14 protein-coding genes are annotated in these 26,000 nt (G+C 47.8%); 3 read left to right on the plus strand and 11 right to left on the minus strand.

Annotated elements, in window-relative coordinates; all coding sequences use genetic code 11:
- Positions 1-91: 91 nt before the first annotated feature.
- Both ABIE50_RS00590 and ABIE50_RS00595 read right to left on the minus strand, forming a co-directional pair.
- Positions 92-883, minus strand: a complete 792-nt coding sequence (locus ABIE50_RS00590; RefSeq protein WP_142685658.1) for a DUF3108 domain-containing protein — start codon at positions 881-883, stop codon at positions 92-94.
- Between the two features lie 9 nt (positions 884-892).
- The gene (locus ABIE50_RS00595; protein WP_502913886.1) at positions 893-1,759 is read right to left on the minus strand and encodes a lysylphosphatidylglycerol synthase domain-containing protein; all 867 of its coding nucleotides are present in this window, start codon (positions 1,757-1,759) and stop codon (positions 893-895) included.
- Between the two features lie 154 nt (positions 1,760-1,913).
- Between ABIE50_RS00595 and ruvC the strand changes: the two genes are divergently transcribed.
- Both ruvC and ABIE50_RS00605 read left to right on the plus strand, forming a co-directional pair.
- Positions 1,914-2,474, plus strand: coding sequence for a crossover junction endodeoxyribonuclease RuvC (ruvC, locus tag ABIE50_RS00600; RefSeq protein WP_185937224.1), 561 nt, complete (start codon positions 1,914-1,916; stop codon positions 2,472-2,474).
- Positions 2,475-2,656: 182 nt separating this feature from the next.
- Positions 2,657-3,352 carry a response regulator transcription factor gene (locus ABIE50_RS00605; protein WP_209856914.1) on the plus strand — a complete coding sequence of 232 codons (696 nt, stop codon included), beginning with the start codon at positions 2,657-2,659 and terminating at the stop codon, positions 3,350-3,352.
- Positions 3,353-3,355: 3 nt separating this feature from the next.
- Here ABIE50_RS00605 and ABIE50_RS00610 read toward each other — a convergent pair whose 3' ends face one another.
- The 5 genes from ABIE50_RS00610 to rsmA form a co-directional block, all read right to left on the minus strand.
- Positions 3,356-3,745, minus strand: coding sequence for an HIT family protein (locus tag ABIE50_RS00610; RefSeq protein WP_209856912.1), 390 nt, complete (start codon positions 3,743-3,745; stop codon positions 3,356-3,358).
- 84 nt (positions 3,746-3,829) lie between these two features.
- The gene (gene greA, locus ABIE50_RS00615) at positions 3,830-4,303 is read right to left on the minus strand and encodes a transcription elongation factor GreA (protein WP_142685653.1); all 474 of its coding nucleotides are present in this window, start codon (positions 4,301-4,303) and stop codon (positions 3,830-3,832) included.
- Positions 4,304-4,488: 185 nt separating this feature from the next.
- The gene (locus tag ABIE50_RS00620) at positions 4,489-4,860 is read right to left on the minus strand and encodes an NAD(P)-dependent oxidoreductase (RefSeq protein WP_354027823.1); all 372 of its coding nucleotides are present in this window, start codon (positions 4,858-4,860) and stop codon (positions 4,489-4,491) included.
- Positions 4,802-5,419 (minus strand): NAD(P)-dependent oxidoreductase, encoded by a 618-nt coding sequence (locus ABIE50_RS00625; RefSeq protein ID WP_354027824.1) that lies wholly within the window; start codon positions 5,417-5,419, stop codon positions 4,802-4,804. Before ABIE50_RS00625 ends, ABIE50_RS00620 begins: the two co-directional genes overlap by 59 nt.
- A complete protein-coding gene (gene rsmA, locus ABIE50_RS00630) occupies positions 5,416-6,171 on the minus strand; it encodes a 16S rRNA (adenine(1518)-N(6)/adenine(1519)-N(6))-dimethyltransferase RsmA (protein WP_209856910.1) in 756 nt (251 codons plus the stop codon). The genes ABIE50_RS00625 and rsmA overlap by 4 nt, the downstream gene beginning before the upstream one ends.
- A 130-nt stretch (positions 6,172-6,301) precedes the next feature.
- On the opposite strand from rsmA, the gene pdxA reads away from it, so the two are divergent.
- Positions 6,302-7,363: a 4-hydroxythreonine-4-phosphate dehydrogenase PdxA gene (pdxA, locus tag ABIE50_RS00635; RefSeq protein ID WP_209856908.1), complete on the plus strand. Its 1,062-nt coding sequence runs from the start codon at positions 6,302-6,304 to the stop codon at positions 7,361-7,363.
- A gap of 2 nt (positions 7,364-7,365) precedes the next feature.
- Here pdxA and ABIE50_RS00640 read toward each other — a convergent pair whose 3' ends face one another.
- From ABIE50_RS00640 to ABIE50_RS00655, 4 genes are all read right to left on the minus strand, one after another.
- A complete protein-coding gene (locus tag ABIE50_RS00640) occupies positions 7,366-7,662 on the minus strand; it encodes a winged helix-turn-helix domain-containing protein (RefSeq protein WP_142685649.1) in 297 nt (98 codons plus the stop codon).
- A 102-nt stretch (positions 7,663-7,764) separates the two neighbouring features.
- Positions 7,765-8,415, minus strand: coding sequence for a hypothetical protein (locus tag ABIE50_RS00645; RefSeq protein WP_209856906.1), 651 nt, complete (start codon positions 8,413-8,415; stop codon positions 7,765-7,767).
- 11 nt (positions 8,416-8,426) lie between these two features.
- A complete protein-coding gene (locus ABIE50_RS00650) occupies positions 8,427-10,583 on the minus strand; it encodes a TonB-dependent receptor (RefSeq protein ID WP_209856904.1) in 2,157 nt (718 codons plus the stop codon).
- A 110-nt stretch (positions 10,584-10,693) separates the two neighbouring features.
- The gene (locus ABIE50_RS00655) at positions 10,694-25,843 is read right to left on the minus strand and encodes a DUF8696 domain-containing protein (RefSeq protein ID WP_209856902.1); all 15,150 of its coding nucleotides are present in this window, start codon (positions 25,841-25,843) and stop codon (positions 10,694-10,696) included.
- Positions 25,844-26,000: the final 157 nt, after the last annotated feature.

The following is a 26,000-nucleotide window of genomic DNA, read 5'->3' on the forward strand; positions in this document are numbered from 1 at the left end:
GTTTTCTGCGGCACGAAAGGTCGGTAAAATTTGGGGGCCGGCCCTCAAATGAATTGTTAAACTTATGGGTCGGGTGGCGGCTTAAGCCTTGTTATTTCTTGTTTAACAGCGAGGTGAAGGGGTAACGGAGGTTAGAGTAATTAATCATATCTACCACGATATTCCCTACAGATATAGGGCTTTCAATGCGAAGCGGCACCTTGTTGGCGTCGTCGCTTACCCATACCGTCATTTTTTCACCGCCTTCGAAGATGGTTCCTTTGATGAGGAGGGGTTTAAACTTAATGGCCCGGAATTTCCCGAATTTGGTATTTACTTCTTCCTTACCCATGTACCTGATGTAGATATTGTATACCTGGTCGTCCAGGAACATAGCGAAAGGCACTTTATCGCCGGTGTTATACTTGTTAAAGTCGATGTTGCGGGCATAATAGATAGCGCTGATCACGTCCTGTACACAGGGGGGCACGGCAAAGGTGCCGTTTGTGCTGATAGCCTGATGAGCGGCCTGGTTAAACACCACATTATTAAAGATCTTGTACCCGCCTTCGTTTACATTCCGGATAAATTTGAGGGGTTGCAGGGTGGCGGTGTCTATGTAGCTTTCGTATTTGTCGCGCACTTTAAAGATCCAGTCGTATGCCCGGTAGGTTTTGCCCTCGCCGGTAACATGATAAACATCGCGGTTGGCGAAGCGTTCCAGAGCCACGTTAAAGGTGGCTTCACCTGCGCCTACATACATTTTGCCGAGGTTATAGAATACTTTCAGGGTAATGCTTTCACCGGCATTGAAACTGGAGTTACGGATGGAGCAAAAATCGTTTTGTGCTTCAACGGGTTGAATACAGGAAAGTCCTAAGATGATGAGTAGCAAATACTTCATGGATGGAAGCTATTTTTCCTTAAAAATTTTTACTCCTAACAACAGCACACTTCCCAAAACGGCCGGCAGTACCAGGTTAATCAGCCATATACCTACAGTGGCGGCCACAATGGCCACGGTATTGGAGCTGAGTAACCCAAGAAAAAAGATACTTACCTTTCCGCGAACGCCTAATTCAGCGATGGCGATGGTAGGAACTCCTGCCATTACCAGGTAGATGACACTGTTGAGCAGGAAGGCCTGCCACCATAGAAATTCCATGCCAAGTGCGTCCAACAAAATCAAATACTGTGCCGAGAAGACTACGTACCGGAGGGCTGAAAGCAGCAACAGGTAACGTAAATCGCCGGATGAGTACTTAACAATGATCTGCACAAACACCTTCGCTTTCCGAAGGAAGGGTATCTTTTCAAATACAGACAGAATGATTTGTAACCGAAAATATAACAATATCGTCAGGCCACAAATTACTGCGCCTGTAATCAGCACTAATTTCTGCCATAAAGAAGACGTAAGGAAGCCGCTTTCTTTTGCCAGTGCGAAGTTATTGATATAATAGAGCAGACCAATTAACCCAAAAATAATAGTGACAATCAGCTGGCTGAAGCTTCCTACAATGGTAGCCGCAATGGCTTTCAGCTTATTATGGTTTTTGAGATAAAGGATCCGTCCACCGTACTCGCCTACACGATTTGGGGTATTTATAGACAGGGATACGCCGGAAAGGATGGCACTGAACGACCGCAGGAAAGAAACTTCCTCCAGCGGTTTCACCAGCTTCTGCCACTTGCGGGCTTCCAGTCCCCAGTTGAAGAGCATAAGTACCATAACGAGGAAAATACCCACCCAGCCTCTCTCCTGTAGTGCTCCCCACATATGCCGCACAGATTCCTGCAGGTTATCACGATGGATGAGTTGCGAATAGATAGAGTATGCCAGCCAAGTAAAAAGCCCCGCTCCTAATAAGTAATTGAGAATTATTTTGGTACTTTTGTTCAGACAGTCAAATTTTGGCAAAAATAAACTCCTGTTGGCAAACAAGTCAAAAATAATTCTCGGCATTGACCCTGGCACCCTTGTAATGGGCTACGGGCTTATACTTATAGAAGGAAAAAAAGCCAGCCTCCTGGAGATGAGTGTATTGAAACTCTCTAAATTCAAAGATCACTACGAAAGACTACAACTGATTCATTGCAGAGTACAGGAGCTGATTCAGCAGCATAAACCAAGCAGTTTTGCCATTGAAGCGCCCTTTTTTGGTAAGAATGTGCAAAGTATGCTAAAACTGGGCCGTGCCCAGGGCGTGGCTATTGCGGCTGCTATTCAGGCCGGCCTTGAGGTCACCGAATATTCCCCGAAAAAAGTAAAACAATCTGTTACAGGTAATGGTAATGCAGATAAGGAACAGGTTTGGCTGATGTTGCAACGCATCCTCAGTATCTCAGAACGCCCTGATTACCTTGATGCTACAGATGCCCTCGCAGTGGCGGTATGCCACTTTTATCAGGAAAATAATCCGCTCGCAGGAATCACCAAGGCAAAAGGCTGGGATAAATTCCTTCAGCAGCACCCCGAAAGGATCTCAAGGTAAAAAGCACCCGGCTAAAAGGTTATTTCATAAATCCGTAAATTGTAGTTACTTTGGTTGAAATAAAAACCCAATTAAAAGCTAACGGCCATGCGCCCGGATAACAGCTTAACTATGAAAAGTCATCATTTGTTATACATGAACCGTATAACAAGCTTTTTTATATTAATCAGCATCAGGCAGATATGAAAGCAAGAATCCTATTGGTGGAAGATGATCAAAATATTGGTGCGGTTACAAAGAAACGATTGGAAGAAGCGGGCTATGATGTAGTGCACAGTATAGACGGCCAGGCAGCCTGGGAACAATTCCAGTTACGCTCATTCGATATTTGTTTGCTCGACGTGGTAATGCCCAAAAAAGACGGTCTACAACTGGCGCAACAGATCCGCGAACTCAATGACCATATTCCTATATTATTCCTCACTTCTAAAAATGAAAAAGAAGACAGAATAGCCGGACTCCAAATCGGTGCTGATGACTATATCAGTAAACCATTCAGTATGCAGGAACTGATCCTTCGGATAGAAGTTTTCCTTAAACGTACCATGAGCCGCGGGAAAGATAAATCGAACCTGTATACTATAGGGCAACTGACCTTTGACTATGAGGATCTGCGCCTCTATACTTCCAGTGGTGATATATCCATTTCTGTTACACAAAAGGAAGCAGACCTGCTGAAATACTTCTGTAATAATCCCAATAAAACTTTAAAAAGAGAAGACATCCTTTCCAATGTATGGGGAAAAGATGACTATTTCCTGGGACGCAGTATGGATGTATTCATCACCAAACTGCGGAAACATTTCAAATCAGATCCGCAAATCAAGCTGGAAACCGTACATGGTGTAGGATTCCGCTTTAATATCCCTTCAAAATAGCCACTACATTGCAGCGATAATCTGCGCCTGTAGCGCTTTAAATTCTTCTACAGACAGCTTTAGCTTACTGCGGGAAAAGTTCATATCATCTGCGGAATTGATCGGGATCAGATGCATATGCGCATGCGGCACTTCGAGGCCTACCACACTAACGCCTATACGATTACAGGGAACCACTTTTTCTATGGCCTGTGCAATAGGCTTGGCAAACAATAACCACTCCTGCAGCAGGTTGTCGGCTACATCAAAGAACTTATCCGTTTCAACTTTGGGTATCACCAGGGTATGTCCCTGTACCAGCGGAAAAATATCCAGGAAAGCATAAAAATGTTCGTTCTCTGCAATCTTATAACTTGGAATCTCGCCTTTGATAATTTTCGTGAAGATGGTCATAGTATCTAGTTCTTGGTAACATGATAAAAAGAAACAGGGGCTGCAAATGAATGCAACCCCTGCAAATATCACGAAAAAGTAGGCTTATGCAGTTATATTATCGATCTTAAATTTAATCTGCCCGTTTGGCGCCTGTACTTCCGCTACTTCGCCTACATGCTTGCCTAAAAGGCCTTTACCGATCGGGGAAGTCACTGAAATTTTGCCGGCCTTCAGATCCGCTTCCGTTTCTGAAACAATCTGGTAGGTAAAAGTCTTTTTATTAGCTACATTGGTAATGGTTACCTTACAAAGGATAGACACTTTTGAAGTATCAATTGCATCAGCACTCACTATCCGGGAAACAGCAATGGCATTTTCCAGTGCGGCAATCTTCGCTTCATGCAAACCCTGCGCTTCTTTGGCGGCATCATATTCGGCATTTTCCTTTAAGTCACCCTTTTCCCTGGCTTCTGAAATAGCACGTGCAATTTCTGCCCTTCCCTTTGTTTTAAGTAAGGTCAGCTCATTCATCATTTGATCAAGGGTTTCTTTCGTAACGTAATTTATGCCAGACATAACCTGTTTGTGTTTTTTTGGTTATAAGAAAAAAAAATCAACGCCTCCATTTGCACAGAAGCGTTGTTTACTGGTATTATTGCAAATATAATGAAATTTGTATAAAGAAAAAACCTCCTTATTTCGGATATAAATAAATTGATAATCAATCATTTATATCCAAAAAGCAACCTGTAGGGTCAGGTCTAAAGAATATTCAGTTTCTCCAATACAATACGGGCCATTTTGATGCTTGCCTGATGGGAATACCCGGCAATATGCGGGGTTACCACTACATTATCGGCTTTCAGCAACCAGGCCAGTTGTTCTTTTTCTTCTTCGTTATAAGTAGTCAGTTTTTCATTTTCCAGCACATCCAGGCAGGCGCCTGCCAATACTCCGTTACTGAGTGCGGCAATCAGGTCGCGGTTATTCACCAGCTTGCCCCTTGCCACATTCATAAACCACACCGGCCGGGCAAAAGAAGCAAAAAAGGCCGAATTGCCCAGGTATTTTGTTTCAGCGGTAAGTGGCAGGTGCAGGCTTACTACATCTGCTTCCCGGAATATCTCCTCCATGGTAGCCTCTTTCACGGCTGCTGTACCAAAACCGGTTTTTATATTTATCATATGCCAGGATGTTGACATCGAACCCCTGCAATTTATGCGCAAAGGTGCTGCCTGTATTACCATAGCCGATTATTGCCACCGTTTTGCCGTTCAGCTCATATCCCCTGTTCCCGTCGCGCTCCCAGATCCCCTGCCTGAGCTCCAGGCTGCTCTTCAGCACATTATTCAACAGACACAACAACATGCCCACGGCCTGTTCACCTACTGCATCACGATTACCTTCAGGGCTGCTCACGCAATGAATCCCTTTGCTTTCTGCGTAAGGTACGTCTATCAGTTCCATGCCTGAGCCTAAACGTCCGATCCACTGAAGCTGCCGGGCCTGATCAATCATCTTTTTATCTACATGGATACGGGTGGTAACAATCAGCCCGGTACAGTCCCCGATTTCCCGGTATACTTCATCATAAGTAACAGCTGGCAGGTAGGTAACTTCATACCCCTTGTTTTCGAGCTGTTCAATCAGATACGGATGTGTTTTCGCTGTAATTAATACTTTTCTGCTCATATCATCTTATGGGATAATGCTGCAAAATCAGCCACACTCAGCTCCTCTGCTCTTTTTGTAAAGATGGGATCCTGTGCTAACAGCTCCTTGTCGAACATCGTTTTAAGCGGATTACGCAGTTGCTTGCGCCGCTGGCCGAAAGCCGTTTTCACCAGTACAAAAAATTTGCGCTCAGAGGCAATATCTGCCGGTTGCTCCAGCCTGGTAAGGCGGATCACGGCAGATTTTACTTTTGGCGGCGGATTGAAGCAGTTTTCATGTACTTCAAACAAATATTCAATCTTATAATAAGCCTGTAACAATACGCTCAGGATACCATACTCCTTGTTCCCATGAGGCGCTGCAATACGTTGCGCCACCTCTTTCTGGAACATTCCTACAACCACATCCACCTGCTGGCGCCAGTCCAGCACCTTGAACATGATCTGGGTAGAAATATTATAGGGGAAGTTGCCGATCAGGCGGAACGGGCCTTCAAAAGGCAGGGCTGCATCGAGGATGCTTTCATTGATCAGCTTACCTTTGATGGCAGGGTATGTTTTTTCCAGGAACTCTACCTTCTCCTTATCCAGTTCTATGGCTTTAAAACGGATGCCGGGCAGCTGCAACAGGTATTTTGTGATGGCGCCCCCGCCAGGGCCCACCTCCAGCACTTGCTGGCCGTCGATTACAGGTAGCGACTCCACAATCTTTCTCGAGATGTTTTCATCTGTGAGAAAGTGCTGGCCGAGTGATTTTTTTAGTGTATACATTGTGAAGCGCAAAGATAAAGTATTATTACCTTTTGGCCCTTGCCTTTTAGCTTTTGAGGAGGCTGCCGGCTAAAAGCTGAAAGCTAACCGCTAAATACTTTATATTTGCCATTCATTGAGGCAATTCAGCATGAGTACTACCCAGATCAACAAACCGGTAATCGGTATCACCATCGGTGACATCAACAGCATAGGCGCCGAAATCATTATCAAAACCTTTATGGACACGCGTATGATGGAATTTTGTACGCCGGTGATCTTCGCGTCCAACAAAACCATCAACTTTTACCGGAAGCTGATGAATGAAAATAATTTCAACTACCAGAGCATCAAAGACTTTACCCGGCTGAATCACAAGCAGGTGAACGTGTATAACTGCTGGGAAGAGGAAGTTCAGATCACCCCCGGAGTACTGAATGAAACCGGCGGCAAATACGCTGCCCGGGCGCTGGAAGCAGCCATCAACTGTTTAAAGGATGGATATATCTCCGGCCTGGTAACAGCCCCCATCCATAAAAACAATATTCAAAGCAGCAACTTTAACTATACCGGTCACACTCCTTACCTGAGGGATTCCTTTAATGCAAAGGATGTGCTCATGTTTATGACCGCTGATAATATGCGCGTGGGGCTTCTCACGGAGCACGTGCCCCTGGCCGATGTAGCAAAATACGTCACCAAAGAAAACATCCTGGGCAAACTGCACCTGATGAGAGATAGCCTGGTTAAGGACTTCGGTGTAGACCAGCCAAGGATCGCGGTATTGGGGCTCAACCCGCATGCCGGCGACGAAGGGTTGATAGGCCGGGAAGAAATTGATCATATTATCCCTGCCATCCGGCACGCTAAGGGCAACGGGATACTCTGTTTCGGACCATATAGCGCCGATGCCTTCTTTGCAAGGGAAATGTTCAGACAGTTTGATGGTGTACTGGCTATGTACCACGACCAGGGCCTTATTCCATTTAAGTCGCTGGCCAGCGGCAATGGTATTAATTATACCGCCGGATTGGGTATTGTACGTACTTCCCCGGATCATGGCACCGCCTTCGATATCGCCGGTAAAAACCTGGCAGACCCTGATTCTTTCAGACAAGCCATCTTCACCTGCCTGGAAATACTGGAACAGCGGCAGCGCTATGCAGAAAATACCCGGAACCCGCTGAAGAAAACAGAGCTGGCGTCTGAATAGCTTTATGACTTACCCGTTTTCAGGTAAGATTGAATGGAAGTAACATAATTTCCGAAGGCTTTCCTGCCGGCGGGTGTTATTTTACAGATGGTTTGCGGATAGTTATCTTTAAACTGTTTCACTACAGAAATATATTCCGCGTCGCGTAACTTATTAATCTGCACGCTCAGGTTGCCTGCAGTAGCATTTGTTTTTTCTTTCAACAGTGTAAATTCTGCTTCTTCTTCACTGATCAACACGGACATAATAGCCAGCCTCAATTGTGAATGTAATACCGGGTCCAGATCTTTAAAGTCCATGAGCTTAATTTCTTATACAGTTATTTTGATATTCAGCTATTTTGTTTCCATGGTAATACCAGGGAAACAAAATAACTAAATATCCGGTAATATACTACCCTGCTATTTCTGACTTTGTTCCAGCAGCTTACGGGTATATGCTTCTCCCCAATGTGGCGCTATACTGCTTTCCGGCTTGAATGCCGCAAATTTTTCCAGTGCCAGTTCCAGCGTTGTTTTCGCTTTTGATTTACTGCCACCCCATTGTTCAGGTGTAAATAATAAAGATTGTCCCTCTAACATATAAATCCGGGGATTTTCCGGATTGAGGCTTTTCGCCTGTTCAAGCTGGGCAGCGGCTTCCGGCCCAAACTTCATACCGCGCGTCATGGGGTCTACTGTTAACCGGGCGGTAGCTACCAGTGAACGGATACATGCAATTTCTGAATTCTTCGGACTTAGCGCTTCCGCTTTATCCAGGTTACTTTCTGCCTTATCTGCCAGCGGATCTATCTGGCTTTTGTCTTTTAGTGTAAATGCCTGCATCACCTGCATATAGGCAGCATAGTAATAAGGCAGCCACTGGCTTTTTTCCGCATCAGCAATACGTTCAAAAGTGTTGGCCTTTTGTTGTAACGCCTCCTGGGTAAAAGTACTGCTGCTATCCAGGTCAGACGTTTGCTTCGTCATGGCTTCTGTGTATTGAGCGCTTTGCGCAATGGCAGCCGTAGCCAGGCTACCGGTAAATAAAAAAGCAAGAAAGAGTCGTTTCATATTTATTGTGATTAGAGGTTATTAATAACATCCTGTCTTCTGTCGATTCCGAAATTCATGAACATACCCAGGTAAATAAATCTTGGTACGTTGGGAACTACCTCATCCCTGCGTAAACCATCGGAGGAGTAATGATAGCCAAACACCTGTTTATTGCCCAATACGTTGCTTACGGATAATACAAAAATGGTAAACGCTTTCCGGATATTAGTCAGATAACTGGCGCTCACTCCCACGGAATTATAGGTCATTGTGCGGTCGGACATGAACTTATCTGTGGGCTGATTTGGATTATAATAAGGACGACCTGTTGCAAATGAATACGTTAATCCCAGGTTGGTACTGAGTTTGGGCAGGAAATGCTTGTACACAATGCTGGCGGTGTGATTGGCCGCGAAATCTGGTTGTACCCGGAACGGATAATTCAGGTAATCGCGTTTTGTATCCAGGTAAGAATAGGAGATCCAGTAATCCACATTTTTAAAAGTTTTCCTGTCGCGCCAGAATAACTCTACACCCTGGGCATATCCGCTGCCATTGTTGTTATACATTGGTACTGTTTTTACCAGGTCGGCATATTTCTTATAAAACACTTCCGTACGGAAAGTATAATCAGTAGCCACCCGTTGATAACTGAGGATGTAGTGTGTGGCTTTCATATAACCAAGGTTGCGGTCGAACCGGATATATTGTGGCTCCGGCTTCTGGTAATAATCACCATAAGCCACAGAGAACTGGCTGAAGTTATTTACTTTGTAGGCCAGCGACACACGGGGCGCAAAGTTCATTTCACCAAGAACAGAACTGTATTCAGCGCGGCCACCTACACGCCCTACAAAGCTGGGCGTAAAATAAATATCCCCTTCTGCAAAAGCAGCCGTATAATTATCTGTAAAATTGGCTTTGTTCCGGTTAAAGGCAGATCTTTCTTCAGCATACTGGTATTCACCGCCGAAGCGCAATACGGAGAAGCGGCCGAGGTTCTTGTAAAACATCACCCTGCCCTGGCTAAGGTTCGACTGTACTTTGATCAGTGAGGGCCCGGGATTTTTCTGTAAGGTATCTGCATCAATATTATCAGTATTACTGCTGAAAGAAGTCCCGATATACAGGTGCCAGTCGCGGCCGATGTTCTCCCGGTAAGTAAGATTCGTATATACGTTATTGTTGTGCAGCTTAAAAGATTCCGTATAGCCCGGGTATTCCAGGCTGTTGGAGTTGAATCCCATTTTGGTCCAGTTCCCGTAGCCATAAAATTTGAGCATGCCTGTACGGGAGGTTTTGCGCCGGAAATTAACGGAGGTGCCAATGATTTCAGGGCCGAGATTGGGTGCATTCTTAGGCTTAATAATATTAAAGTAAGGCGCGAGGTTGGTATAATCTGCCTCTATCCCGTAGGATGTTTTTTTATCTTTTGAAAGATTGTCCAGCCCTGCATTCACACCTATTACAGATACGCCTACTGTGGAAGAAGAGCGTTCGGGCAGATCGATAGATTCGAGGATAAGCGCAGACGACAGTCCCTGGCCATACTGCGCGGAGTAACCTCCACTGCTGAAGGTGGTGCCCTTAAACAGGAATGGGGAAAAGCGGCCACGGCCCGGGATATCCGGCAGGCTGCTGTAAAAAGGATTCCTTACCAGCATGCCATCAATCAGGGTTTGCGTTTCATAACCTGTACCACCCCGTACAAACAGCCCTTCGCGATCGTTTGTTTGCTGGGCGCCCGGTAATGTCTTGATGGCATTGGCAATATCGGCGCCGGCGCCGGCCGTAGTTACAATATCCAATGGTTTCAGTACCGTGCCTTTCTTATCGTCGCTGGCTTCAAAGCTGCCAGCCGAAATGGTTACCACACGTAACGCGTTTACCGCACTCTTCAGCACAATATTCAGCTGCTCCCCTGCTGCGGTATTTATTTTCAACTCAAGCGTCTGGTAACCTGTAAGCGAGGCGGATAATAGCTGGTCGCCGGTAGCCGTGGTAGTAAAGGAAAAAGAGCCGTCGGCCGCAGTAGTAGCGCCGTCGTAGGAACCTTTTAATGCGATGTTCACGCCTGGCAGGGGATGCTTTTTGCTGTCGGTCACTTTACCGCTGATCTTATTCTGTGCCAATGAGAATAAGGGTGTAAAAATGAGGAGACACAGATACCGGCTGATGTTAGACATATGAAGGGATTAATTACACATCAAACATAAACTAGTTTATATTATAAACCAAATACAATAAAAGAAACCGGGTAAAATACCCGGTTTCTTCCGTAATTATCAGTTTTTAGCTATCGAAGCAGCTCAATCCAGCCTTTGTAGCTTCGTTCGCCCGTTGGTGTATTCAGCTTGAGTATGTAGTAATAAGTGCCTTCATTCAGGGAATCACCGGTCCATTCGTTCTGGTAATTCTTCGACTGATACACCATACTTCCCCAGCGGTTATAAATAAACAGGGAAGAATTGGGGTATCTCAGGATGCCGATGATAACGAACTTATCGTTCTTTCCATCACCGTTAGGCGTAATCACATTCGGCACCAGGATATCATCGCCTGTAACGGTAACTACCTTACTCACCGCGATATTGTTGGATCGGTCCGGATCAGGTAACAGCGAGGTAGCAGTGGCACTGTTAATCACATCGCCGGTATTGGTGATCCGGGTAGTATATTTCAGTGTAGCCGTTTGCGTGAGTACCAGGCTATCCAGGTGCCATACCAGTATCCGGGTGGCAGGGTCATAAGTAACTTCTCCAATGCCTGCATCAAATCCATTGATAATATCCAGGTTATCTTTCAGCGTATCCCTTACTTCAATCCGGGTGGCGCTAAACGGACCAGCATTATTCAATGTTAACACAAAGTCCGCCTTGCTTCCAACCTGCATAGGCGCCGTGCTGAGCAGTTCTTTCTGCAATTGCAGATCTGCCGTTGGAATAGCCGACACAGTGGTAATTACAGTGGTGCTGGTATTATTGGCTGAAGCTGTATCCACCGTGCCTGCCGGAGCGGCAATAACCGCCTGGTTACGCAACTGTACCGTACTGTTCACCTTACCGGTGATCACTATTGTAACAGCTGCTTCTGCCGGGAATGTGCCTATAGTAGCTTTTACCACATTTCCTGTATTCGCGGTTTGCACATTACCTGCCCCACCGTTTACAGTTACCGACCGTATATAAGCTCCCTCAATATTTGCCGGTAGTATATCTGTGATCACGGCCCCGTCGCCTGCCGCCGGGCCACCGTTTCGTGCAACAATGATATAGGTGATCGAATCATTTTCCATGAGTTGAACCGGGCCTGATTTGGTCACAGAAAGATCCAGCTTCCTGATACCGGGTACTATTTCAGTTGTTACAGGATCTGACGGCACAGGCGTACCCGTTCCCTGTTTTACAGTAGCTGTATTAGTAACGCCAGTGATCTCCGCATCTTCGGGGATAACGCCTTTAATATTCACCTGGATGGTATTAGCGCTACCTGCCTCCAGGTTACCGGTTACAACGATATTATTGCCGCTACCTGTTGCCCCGGCGGTTACCTGCGAAGTGCCATTGGCGGTGGCAGTCCAGGTTACCTGCGTAATGGCAGCATCCACCACATCAGTAATATTGATGCCTGCAGCAGCGGAAGGTCCTGCATTGGAAGCAATGATCACATAACGGATAGTGTCTCCTGCATTCACGCGGGCAGATCCCGTTTTAACAATACCCAGCTGCGAACGGCTGCTCACCTGTGTGGTAGCCGTTGCCGTTACGGTTGGATTATTTGCATCCTTAGCGCTGGCAATATTGGTAATACTACCGGTGAAGGTGGTATTAATTTTACCGTTGATCTTTATGTTGATGGCATTACCAGGGCCTGCACTGATATTACCATTCAATAACACATCGCCGCTGCCACTGCTGTTGCCTGTGATCTGCGCGGCACCTTTGGTGGTAGCCGTCCAGCTAACCCCGCTCAGTGTATCGGATACCATATCACTGATCTGTATGCCTGTTGCATCGGATGGGCCATCGTTGGTAACCGTAATGTTGTATTGTAAGCTGTCACCTGCAATGGCGGTTGCTACTGCCTGTTTCACGATACGCAGGGATGGTTTCTTCGTTACCGTTGTTGTTACCGGAATACTTGGAATGGAATCACCGGCTGATGGTTTCAACGTAGCGATATTTGATAATGCAGTAACTGTTGCGTCTGCAGGCACCACTCCGCTTACATTGACTACTATAGCATTGCCGTTGCCTGCGGCAATATTACCGGTTACCAGCACCTGGTTACCACTGCCCGATGCACCGCTGCTAACCTGTGAAGCACCATTGGCTATTGCTGTCCAGGTAACGCCTGTAATAGCAACCGGCACCGCATCGCGGATGCTTACACCTGCCGCATCAGAAGGGCCGGCATTAGTAGCGGTGATCACATAGTGAACAGAGTCGCCCGCATTTACCTGGGCATTACCTGTTTTTGTAATAGCCAGTACGGATTTGCCAATAGCCTGTGTGGTAACAGAGGAAGTAACTGTTTTTCCGCCGGCATCTGTGGCACCGGCAGTGTTAACGATGCTATCCCTAAGCCCTGCTGCGGTTTTACCGGTGATCCGGAGTTGCACAGTATTATTGTTGCCTGCAGCAATATCTGCCGTCAGGTTAACTGTGTTGCCGGTACCGGCTGCGGCGCCCGTGATCTGCGCATTACCGGCGGCTATGGCGGTCCAGCTTACGCCGGTAAGTGTAGCCGGCACAATGTCACTGATCTTTACATTATGTGCATCAGAAGGGCCGGTGTTACTTACAGTGATCACGTATTGCAAGCTATCGCCCGCATTTACAGTTTGCGGCGCCACCTTCACAATGCTAATGCCCGGCGCATTCTGTATATTGGTTGTTACTGTTGGCGAGCTAACCGTATCACCACCTGCGGTTCTTCCGCCGGCCGTGTTCACAATAACGCTTGTAGCACCTGCTGCAATATTGCCATTCACTGTAATCTGTATGGTGTTACCTGCGCCTGCAGCAATATCGCCCTGCAATTGTATACTGTTGCCTGTTCCGGCGGCAGGTGTTGTTACCTGAGCATTACCTGATGCCACGGCTGTCCAGCTCACATTGGCGATGGCCGCAGGTACTACATCCGTAATCGTAAATCCTTTCACATCAGACAATCCCTGATTGGATGCAGTAATCACATAACTGATACTGCTACCTGCCTTAACTGCAGCAGGGCCTATTTTATCCAGTTTAATAACGGCTTCTTTAACAACCGTCATACCTGTAACGGATGTGTATTCATTACCGCGACTATCAGTTGCTGTAGCGGTATTTGTAATCTTACCTTCGTACTCCGGATCTATCTTACCGCTGATAGTCACCCGAATACCATTAGCAGTACCGGCAGGCACATCTCCACTAAAGGATATCCGGTTACCCACTCCGGTTACCGGCGTACCGGCAGCCAATGTGGCGGTTCCCCTCGTGGTAATAGTCCAGGTTACATTTGTTATCTGCGGCGGCACTACATCTGTTACCGTTGCATTTACCAGATCAGATGGACCCTGGTTGCCAAGATCTATCACATAACTCACATTGCTGCCCGCGATAGCTTTCTGGGGACCGGATTTTGTGAATTGTACGCCCGGTTTATTGAGGATATGCGTATTAACAGAATCTCCTGAAACTATATTTCCGCTTATACTTACCAGTGCTTTATTCTGTACGATACCTGATAATCCCGGCGCAACAGTTCCCGTAATAGTTACGAGTATATTATTGCCGGCGCCTGCCGGAATGCTGCCACGCACCGTGATATTGTTACCGGTGCCGGATGCAGCGCCAATCAGGGTACTGCCGGTAGCTGCCGCATTCCATGTTACCTGTTGTATCGCGGCAGGCACCAGGTCTGTAATAGTAATGCTGTCTGCATCTGATGGGCCTGCATTAGCTACCAGTAATGTATAATTAATAATGCCACCCGCAGTTATTGAATCGGGCGCTGATTTATTGATCCTTATAGTGGCTCTTTTATCCACCTTTGTAATTACCGGCGCTGTATTGGTGCTTACCGCATTCAGGCTATAGGCAGCGATATTGGTAATATTTCCGGAGAAGAAAGCCGGGATGGTTCCACTCACACTAACGACTACACGGTTATCTGCACCTGCGGGCACGTTGGCTGTAAAGCTAACGTTACCTGCCCTGTTAACAATATTGCCCCCGTTAATACCTGCAGTTCCCTGTGCGGTAGCGGACCATACCGGGTTTTGCAATTCCGCTGGAAGCACGTCTGCTACAGTTACATTCAATGCATCGGAAGGCCCGTTGTTGCTTAACACAAGGTTATAGCTGATGGTACTGCCGGCTGCAGCAGTTGGCGGACCGGATTTGGTTAACTGTATTCCCGGCTTGCTGCTGATCTGTGTTACCACCTGGTTAGACGGATAATCCACCCCACCCGCAGTAGCCCTGGCCTGGTTGGTTAAGCTGCCTGTTTGTGAAGAAGGAACCGTAGCTGTAACCACTATATGGATAGCGTTACCGCTACCTGCAGGAATACCTGCGGTGAAGTTTACGTTACCAGGTTGCTGCTGCAGGTTGCCGCCATTAATGGAAGCAGTGCCCACTGCAGAGGCAGACCATCGCACATTTTGCAGGCCGGCCGGTAACGTATCTGCTATCACAATATTGGTGGCATCAGAAGGGCCATCGTTATATACATCTATCGAATAGGAAATAGTATTACCGGCAGCCACTGTATCAGGCGCCGCTTTCACCAGCCTGATACCGCTAAGGGTTTTTATTACAGTGGTTACCGTATCCGTTAAAGCAGCGCCTGTAACAGGTGTTACAGCAGCTATATTCACCAGCTCGCCGGAAGCGGCAGGATCTGCTGTTCCATTCACGGTTACCAGTATAGTATTCGCACTGCCCGGTGGTATAGTTGCCTGGAAGCTCACATTACCTGTCTGGTTACTGAGGTTACCTCCACTGATAACCGCGGCGCCGCCGGCGGTGGCCGACCATACCGTGTTCTTCAGCGCTGACGGCAATACATCTGTAACCGTTATTCCCTGCGCAGTAGAAACACCTGTATTGGTAACAGTGATGGTATATGCCAATGGCGCACCGGCAGCCACGCTGGCCGGACCGGATTTGCTGATGCCAATAGCCGGCCGGTTGATCACCTGGGTATTTACTTCATTACTCAAAACAGATTGCCCGTTACTTTCCGCTACGGCCCTGTTCATTATATTTCCTGTAAATGCAGGATCTGTGTTACCCGCAATCGTTACTCTTATCAGGCCTCCAACAGGGATGTTTCCTGTTATTTGCAGTGAATTACCTGTACCGGTTCCGCCGCTGATAATGGTGGCATTGGCGGAGGTAGCGCTCCACCGCACATTTTTCAGTTCTACAGGAATGCTATCCCTGATACTTGTACCGTTAGCTACAGATGGCCCGTTATTGCGGATATCAATTGTATATCTCACCGTATCGCCACCTGCAATCTGTGCGGGTCCTGATTTCAGAACAGATAATCCGGGTGCGGAGGTTACCTGTGTATTTACAGATACTGTGGCGGGGGTCGGATCCGTTACTCCTGCCGGTGGAGTGGCGGCAGCCGTATTAGTAAGTATGCCGTTAAAGGCGGGATCTACCACGCCTTCCACTGTGATAGTAATAACACCACTGTTAGCCGGTATATTTCCGGTCAGTGATATGGCATTGCCGTTACCGCTACTGTTATTTACAGTAGCGCCGTTGGTACCTGCAGCTGTCCAGCTTACATTGGTAATGCCTGCAGGAACATTATCTGTGATCGTTGCTCCTGTTACATTTGCCGGCCCTGCATTGGTTACTGTGATCACATAGGTGATCTGCTTACCTGCCGCAATGACTGCAGGCGCTGTTTTATTAATTCTAAGATCAGCAGAGTTGTTGACCGAAGTAACTACAGTACTTACTTTATCGGTACCGGCAGAAGCGGTAACCGTATTTGTGATTGTAGTTGCGGCCAATGGGCTTACAGTACCCGTAATAGTGATAGTGATAGTGCCACTGTTGCTGGCTCCCAGCGATGCTCTTTCATTGCTGACAGAACCGCTGCCACTGAGATTTACCATGGATGCATTGCCACTCACCACAGCAGACCAGGTAACGCCTGTAATATCTGCAGGAACATTATCAGTAATAAACACTTCATTCGCATCAGACAGCCCGTTATTACTCAGCACAATGGTATACGTAATCTGATCATTTACATTCACACTTGCAGGCCCTGATTTAGATACCTGTAAACCAAGATCTGTAGTAACGTTGGTACTGATGCTGCTGGTGTTATTAGCAGGATTGGTTTCGGTTACAGTGGATGGCATGTCAACCGTAGCAGTATTCACTATGGTACCAGTAGCAGACGGATCTACAGTACCGGTAATGGTCACCGTTACTGTGTTGCCCGGGCCCCCTGCTATACTTGCATTCAGGGTAACGGTATTGCCTGTAATCACGGGATTGCCGGCAATAGCATTTCCACCAACCATTGCACTTACGTTGGTAATATGGATGGATGCCGGCACCACATCGGTAATGCTGGCAACATCCACATTGGAAATGCCATTATTGGTGACTACCAGCTTATAGGTGATTTGCTGTCCTGCTGCAATATTGGCCGGACCTGATTTCACGATCACCAGGTCGGCTTCTTTCCTCACATTTGTGACTACGCTGGAAGTAGCCGGGTTGGTATTGGTCATGTCCGGTGGTGGCGTTACTGTAACGGTATTGATAATATTGGCGCCGCTTACCGTAGCAGGGTCCAGGGTTCCGTTTACAACAATGTCGATGCTGCCACTGCCTGCAGCTATATTAGCCTGCAGGGTTACATTCCCGGTGCCGCTGCCTGCTGATACAAAACTTCCTGCGCCGTTTGACACCGCAGTCCATGTTGGTTGCAGTATACCGGCAGGAATAATATCCGAAATTGTGGCTCCACTTACATTAGACGGGCCTTCGTTGGTCACTTTAATGGTATAGCTAACCCGCTCACCCGCTACTGCGCTGGCTGGCCCGCTCTTCACCACCCGCAAAACCGCTTTGCGGCTGGTGATGGTAGTTACAGCCGCAGTCACCTGTGCCTGTCCGGGGACAGTAGCTGCAGCCGTATTAACAATCTGGGCACCGGTAAATTCCGGATCCAGTTTACCCGTTACCGTTATATCTACTGCATGCCCGGCGGATGCAGGAATATCAGCTGTAAGCTGGATATCCCCTGTGCCGCTATTACTGCTCACTGTGGTACCTGCACCGGCAACGGTTGCCGTCCATACCGGTTGTAGTATTGCCGGGTTAATAACATCTGCAATAGCTATACCCTTTGCATCCGATGGTCCGGTATTGGATACACGGATGGTATATGTAATTGTATCGCCGCTGAAAGCGCTTCCCGGGCCATTCTTTGTGAGCACTATGCCGGGCTGCGAATCAACTGCAGTAGTTAGTGTATCCGTTAACGTTACAGGAAGTTCAGGAGAGGTAACATAGGCAATATTCCTCAATGGCGCTCCGGTATAAGCGGGATCAACTGTTCCTTCAACAGTGACCACGATACTGTTGGCGGTAGCTCCTGCTGCAAGATCTGCGGATAGATTTATAAGATTGCCTGTATCTGAGCTGCTACCATGTATCACGGCATTTCCTGTTGCAACGGCTGTCCAGGTAACATTACCAACAGCAACAGGTACAGTATCCCTGATTTGCAAACCGGTAGCGTTAGACGGACCATTGTTATGCAGTGTGATCTGGTAAACGATCCTGGCGCCCGCAGACACTGATGCCGGGCCTGTCTTACTTAAAAGTAAAGCAAACTGTTTACCTATGTGTGTAGTAGTTTCATTGGAACTAACAGGTGTGCTTCCCGCCGGCGTAACAGTAGCGGTATTCCTGATATCGCCGGTGGCAGCAGGGTTCACGGTACCATGAACAGTGATTATTATACTGTTACCTGCGCCTGCGGCGATAGCACCGTTTATGGTAATATTATTTCCATTTCCGGCACCTGTTTGTACAGATGCGCTACCAGCAGTAACGGCCGACCAGGTTACGTTTTGCACGGTAGCCGGCACTACGTCTGCAATAGCAATAGCCTGCGCATCAGACGGGCCAATATTGGTTACTGTAACCGTGAAGGTAATATTGCTGCCGGCAGGAATGGTATCCGGCGCGCTTTTCACTACCTGTATGCCGGGCGCATTAATCACTGTAGTGGTAATGCTGTCGCTTCTTACTGTATCTTTGCCGGGCACTGCTACAGCCGCCGCATTCATCAGGGTGCCGGTATAGCTGGAAGCCAGTGTACCGGTAATATTTATGAAGATATGATTACCGGTGCCTGCATCCAGGTCTGCATTCATTGTTACATTGTTACCGGTACCTGTAGCCCCACTGGTAATATTTCCGCTGCCTGTAAGACTGCTTGTCCACTTCACATTTTTAACGGCTGCCGGTACAATGTCCTGTATAATAATGCCCCGGGCGTTGGAAACGCCAAAGTTGGTGATGACCAGCTGGTAACTCACCTGTTCACCGGCTTTTACCTGGGAAGGACCTGTTTTACTGATATGTATGGCAGGATCATTCGTGATTAATGTTGTTACACTGGCTTCCACTGTTGGAGCGCCTGTTACCGCCGCGGTAGCGGTATTTTCCAGGGTACCTGTCGCGGCTGCGCTTACAGTGCCGTCTATAGTTACGGTAACGTCGCCTCCTGTTGGAATATTTGCAGTCACCGCTACTGCATTGCCATTACCGGTACTTCCTGTTGTTATTGCGGCCCCGCCGCCGGTGGTAGTTGTCCAGCTGGTATTTTGTACGATGGCATTTACATTGTCCGATATATTTACGCCCGTTGCGTCAGATACACCTGTATTCCTTACCTGTACAACGTACCGTATGCGTCCTCCTGCTGAAAGGGTGGTAGCGGCAGTTTTGGTGATCTGCAACTCCGGCTTGCCGGTAATATGGGTTTGTACAGTATCAGATGTAATCGTATTGCCGTTAACGTTAGCGGTAAAATGATTGGATAATGTTCCGGTAGCAGATGGCGCAAGCGTTCCCTGTACGGTAATAACAATGGCCTGTCCTGCGCCGGCAGGAATATTACCGGTAACATTTACTGTATTACCGGTACCTGAAGCGCCGCTGGTAATAACCGCCCCGCCCATGACAGTAGCGGTCCACTGCGTATTTGATAAAGACGCAGGTACCACATCTGTGATCGCCACGTTAACAGCGTCAGATAACCCACTGTTTGTTGCTGTCAGAGTATAGGTAACCGCTTGCCCTGCCACTGCAGTATCCGGAGCGCTCTTGGATAATTCCACACGCGGACTGTTTACTACATTTGTAACAACAGGATCAGATGGCACCTGTGTACCACCTTCGGTACCAGCAACAGCCCGGTTGGTTATCGGGCCGCTGAAGGACGGGTTTATCCTGCCACTGACATGGATCAATATATAATTGCTGTCGCCTGCCGGAATGTCGCCAACCAATTGTAATATCCCGCTATTAATTTCGGCAGTTAAATAAGAAGCAGTACCCTTTGTTGTTACCGTTAGCACCGGGTTCTGAACAGGTACCGGCAGTGTATCAAACAGTGTAACCTTAAACGCATCAGAAGGACCACCGTTGTTGATTTGCAGGAGATAATCAATAGCGCCGCCTGCATCTGCTGTTGCGGGTCCACTCTTTGTGAGTGTAAGACCGGGCCGGTTGTTGATCTTTGTAATGATCTCCTCTGAGTTAACAGGCGGCTGATCAGTTACTGCCACACTTGCCGTGTTATTGATATTACCTGTTGCACCAGGGCGTATGGTACCATGCACTATAATGGTCACCTTATTATTATTTCCCGCTGGAATGTTGGCATTCACTAATATCGTATTGCCGTTACCGTTAGCACCGCTGTTGATCACAGCGCTGCCGGAAGCAGTAGCGGTCCAGCTCACATTTGTCAGTAATGCAGGAGCTATTTCGTCCGTAACAACAGCCTGCATTGCGTTTGAAGGCCCGCTATTGCTAACTGTGATTATATAGGTTACTTCCGTTCCTGCATCGGCTGTTGCCGGACCTGCCTTTATAATCTGTAATCCGGGTTTATTATCTACCACTGTTTTATTAACAGCTGTAACAATGGTATCACCGGGCAATTCCGCAGTAGCGGTATTGGTGAGTGTATCCACTGCGCCTGGAGATACGATGCCATTGATCTGTACAAGAACTGCATTTCCTGTGCCGGCCGGGATATTCACTATTGTGCTCACGTTATTGCCACTGCCTCCGCCAACACCACCTGCAGCAACAGCCGCTGTACCGGTAGTGGTAACCGTCCAGCTGGTATTGGTTATAGCGGCAGGCACTACATCTTTGATTGTTATACCGGTTGCATTTGATGGGCCGGCATTCACCAGTCGCAGCACATAATTCACCGGCTCTCCGGCGGCTACATGTCCTGTTGCCGGGCCTTGTTTAACAAGCGTAAGACCGGTGGTACTTATCAGTGTGGTATTAACGGTATTGGAAGACACCGCCGTACCCGCCGGAGGTGTTGCTGTAGCGGTATTTGAAACACTGCCGGTGGCAGCAGGATCTATCGTGCCATTGATATTTACAGTGATGGTATTGCCTGCACCGGCAGGTAAACCAGCTGTAAAATTAACAGCTCCATTGCCGCCAGGAACACTGGTTGTAGCGCTGCCACCAGCTGTCACTGTCCATACCGGGTTTTGTATCTGTGCAGGCAGCTGATCTGCAATTACCACGTTCGCTACATCCGAAGGGCCGTTGTTAACGATCAGCAACTGGTAACTGATACCGGTACCGGCTGTAGCGCTGGCCGGGCCTGTTTTTGTAATGTCAATATCTATCTTAGGATCAGAAGTATCAATATCAGATGCAGTATTACCGGATGGATTAATATTGTTATAACCGGATGGAACATCAATGCTGGCAGTATTTGTAAGAGAGCCCGTAAATCCAGATGGTATACTTATCGTTAACGTATATACGATTTCACTGCCTGCCGGCAAATTCACCTGTTCATTAATAGCACCCGATCCTGAGGTAGCGGACTGGCTTCCACCGGTGGTATTGGCTGTCCATGAAGCAGTGGTAATACCTGCTGGCAGCGGATCTCTGAAGGTGGCGCCTATCAGGTCAGATGGTCCTGTGTTCTGTACACTGATCTGGTAGGTGGTAGAAGTACCCGCGGTGTAGGTAGCTGTATTATCGGTTTTGGTCACTTTTACCTCTACGGATCTGCCTACCGGTGTAACCAGTGTGCTGGTGGCAGGTGTGGAATCTGTTGTGGAGGCCGGAGGTATTGCTTTTACGATATTGGTCAACCCGGTGCCTGTATATCGCCCTTCTACTTTGCCGGCAATCGTTAGTGTTACCGATTTTCCCGGGGGTAGTAATACTCCTGTCCAACTGGCATTACCGGCTGAATAAATTCCTTCAGACGGCGTATAGTTATTTGCTATAAAGCCAGCCGGCAGGGAGTCATTTACGGTGAATGTTTCTCCCTGTGAAATAGTGGAAGGCCCGTTATTGGTAACCGTAATGGTATAAGTAAGAGGCAACCCTGCAGTGGCGTTGGCAGGAGAAGCGGTTTTAGTAACGCTGAGATCAATTACGCCAGCCTTCACCACAATATTTACTATTCCTATAGCACAAGCGCCCTGGTTATCACATACCTGGTACCTGTAAGAATCAGTGCCCACGGCACCTGCGGCCGGTGTATACGTAAATGTGCCATCAGCATTCTGTATAACGGTGCCATAAGATGGCTGTTCTATCAATGTAGTGGTTACCGTGATAGGCTGATTTTCCGGATCACTGTCGTTGGTCAATACATTGCCGCTTACCGGCACATCCCTGGTGGTGGTGTAATTATCCGTTACCGCTACCGGTGGATTGTTAGGCACAATACCGCTCACCGTGGAGCTGTTGTTGGCCGCAACCGGATCGGGCGTATCTGCCGGGCTGACTACGGAGGCCGTGTTGTTGATGGCATCGCCGCCTATTGCAGTTGCAGCAACTGTTCCTGTTACGGTGATCACAATTCTATTACCGGCTGCAAAAGGCAGGTTTCCTGTGGCATTCACAGACGGCCCTGTACCTGCGGCAGGCTGTACGCTAACGGCAGTACCACTTACAGAGGAAGTCCATGAAGCGTTCTCCATTTTTACCGGGAGCAGGTCCTGTATCTGTAAGCCGGAAACATCAGATGGCCCCAGGTTTTCAATGGTAAGTGTATAGGTAAGCGGGCTACCGGTTTTATACGTATTGCCTGCATCCGATTTGGTGATCTTCAGATCTGCCTGCCGGATATAATTGAGTACAACGGTATCATTTGATGCTGCGCAGTTTCCGTTGGAAATGGTCCAGACAAGCGTAGCGCTGGTATTGGACTGTAGTGTAACATTGGTATTAGAATTGGCGGTATCTGCAATTACTGCTGTTCCGCTGATCAGCGTCCAGGCGCCGGTACCATTTACCGGTGCATTGGCGTTCATTATAAAGCTGCCATTGTTGTTTTTTGTCTGGTCCGGGCCGGCATTCGCCACATCCGGCTGCGCGTACACGTGTACCTGTACGGTATCTGCAGAAGAGGCACAGATGCCGTTACTGATAGTCCAGGTAAATATATAGGTACCTGGTGTAAGATTTTGTATCCCTGTATTTGGTGAAGCTGCGTTTACAAAAGTAACGGTGCCCGGGCCGGCTATCTGCCTCCAGGAGCCTGTACCTGTAGTGGCAGTATTAGCGGCCATTGTAGTGGTGCTGACGTTGCATAACTGCTGATCCGGACCGGCATTTGCGGCAGAAGGCAATGCATCAATTTTAACAGCAACTGTATCTGTAATAACATCCGCACAACCAGATCCTGCACTGGTCACCAACCTGCGGAACCAAGTGCTCTGGCTAAGTGCAGGGGCGTCATATAGTTGTTGCATGGCGCCTGAAATATCTGTAAAGTTGATACTGTCTGTTGATGATTGCCAACGGTAAGTATATGTTCCTGTTCCGCCGGAAGGTGCAACAGACTGGGTAAATGCAGCAGGATTGCCGTTTGCACAGAATAGCTGGTTACCGCTGATAATTCCCGGTGTAAGTACCGGGTTTACTTTGATCAGTATTGCCAGGCTGGTGTCGCTGCAACTACCTGCTGTAACCACCCTTCTGTACCAGGTAGATTGCTGTAATGCCGGTGGCGTATAGTCTTTTCCGTTAGATGTTCCGACAGCAGTAGCAAATCCGCCGGTGGCACTGCTGGTGCTGCTTTGCCATAAGTATACCGGTGTTCCCGTAATTGCGGGACCCACTAATGGGGTGGGCACGCTGCCAAAGCAAACAGATTGTTCTGCAGTCACTGTATTACTTTGTATAGTTGGAGAAACCGAAACAGAACTGGTGGCGATATTATTACACCCAACTCCTGACGGATCCCCGTTACATTCCACATCCGGGTCGGTAGGCCCTGTACCGGAAGCGTTAGTAGCATCGGGGTCTGTTACGTCAGCTGGGCGGAGTATACTCGATTTGGTTACCAGGTTACCGCCGGAGGGCACTGCAGATACCGTACCTGAAATAACAAAAGAGATCACAGCGCCGTTGTTCATATTTACGGTAGCGCTGTAAGCATTTCCAATTACGCCACCAGACACGATTGCAGCTGTGCCTGTAATGGTGGGTGTAACGGTGACGCCGGTTAATTCTGCCGGAAAAGAGAAGTTAAACTTCGCACCCGATGCGGTATCTGGTCCATTGTTCCTGATGCTGGTAGTAAAGGAAATCCTGCTACCGGCACAAATAGCCGGCAAACTGGGGATGTTGTCAACCACCTGCAGATCGGCCTGCCTTTGCTTTACTGTGACGGTGATGGCACGCGGAGCACCGAATACATAAGTCCATGTATCAAGCAACACAGCATCGCCATAATTATTCGTATACCTATGCCCGTTAGTAAGGCTGTTAATTCCCGGGCTTGCAGAGGCATTAATAGGTACCGGTGAGCCGGCGCGAGCGCCCAGCAATTCATCATTCCAGTAAACAGCGGAATTAGGTGCATTAGGGCCGTTGGTACGCGTAATAACAATTCCGTTTGCATTGTTTTCTACATCTATGTAAGGGAAATGCACTTCCCCCGAAAACAGCACAACGGATATGTTAATGGCTGTACCATTCGCCACATCGTTACCCTGGCCGTCCTTACCATCCCAAAAAACAACATTCTCCCCTATGACCGACGATCCGTTAATGATACGGTCTGTAGGATCATTAGTGCTCCCATTATTGTTTACATCCAATGAGATTCTGAAGTTACAATTCTGGTTGGCTGTAAACCGGATATATCCTCCAGCCAGGGGCGGCGTACCTGGTTGACTGGCTGCACCTTCTTTTCCGGTAAAAGAGATATTGGTAACAGTGGGGATAACAGGTGCGTTGATTAGCCAGGTAGATGAAGCCCTACCGCCTATCCAAGCCGGGGCGGTAGCTGGCATTGTCATGTCGGGGGAATTATAGAATATCTTGTGGGTGATGTTGGTAGCATCATCCGGTATATTGGGAGTGTTAATAAGGTAGGTGTTATTGGGTGGAAAAACCTCGTTAACGGTCGCACTTTTGTATATAGGCGCGCCGGTTGTATCCTGGACACCTTTATTATTTACAAAGAAAGCAAAGAGAAAGGGCTGAATACCATTGGTGGCTACGGTGTAACTAAAGCCATCTTTTGTAAGCACATTAAACCGGCCATAAAAAGTGGATGTAGCTGAGCCTGCATTCGCAGTAAAAATATTCATGTATGCCCGTCCTGGCTTTGCCACTCCGGCACTTGCCACTGTAATGTCCCAGGCTACAATAAACGGCAGCGCACTCACCATAATTTGATTGGCGATTGTCCAATTGGCGTCTGCCGCCTGCGTGATATACATGGCTCCTGAAAAGGCAAAAGGATTTGGGGAAGTAAATTCCACGGTCCATATCCCTTCTTCTTCCGCTAATACAGTTCTGCTGTAAGCATCATACCCACCTGCGGCGAGTGCTGAAGGACCAGCTAGCTCTTCTGTCCTGCTATTGATCCGGCCTGTGGTAAGGGAAGCTCCCGTGGTATATACGGTACCGTTAGGCGCCACCAATCTCGTAGTTCCTGCCCCTATGCCCTGTGCACTGGAGCCGATATAGATCACCTCTCCCGCTTTCGCATATACGAACATCCTCCCGGGGTTTTCAATGTTCGTTGCACTAGGCGAACTCGCCATATACGCCCGGTTGCCCTGGGCGCCGGAAGGGTATATGTCCTTACTACCTTCTGCCAGGCAGCTCACAATAGGAAATAAAGCTAATAATACAATTGAACAAAGGGTCAGAAGTTTTCTCATAGAAAGGTTTTGCATTTCTGCCAACTGCTGAACAAACACATTTTCGTAATCGCATTAACCCGGGGTTCAGGCAACTGTACTCGATTTCAGGAAAAACGAACTAATTGTTTATGGATAGTGTACGGACTATTTTGGTGATACTTACTCTTTAGTGGTA

Source organism: Chitinophaga sp. OAE865 (genome assembly GCF_040546735.1).
Classification (GTDB): Bacteria; Bacteroidota; Bacteroidia; order Chitinophagales; family Chitinophagaceae; genus Chitinophaga; species Chitinophaga polysaccharea_A.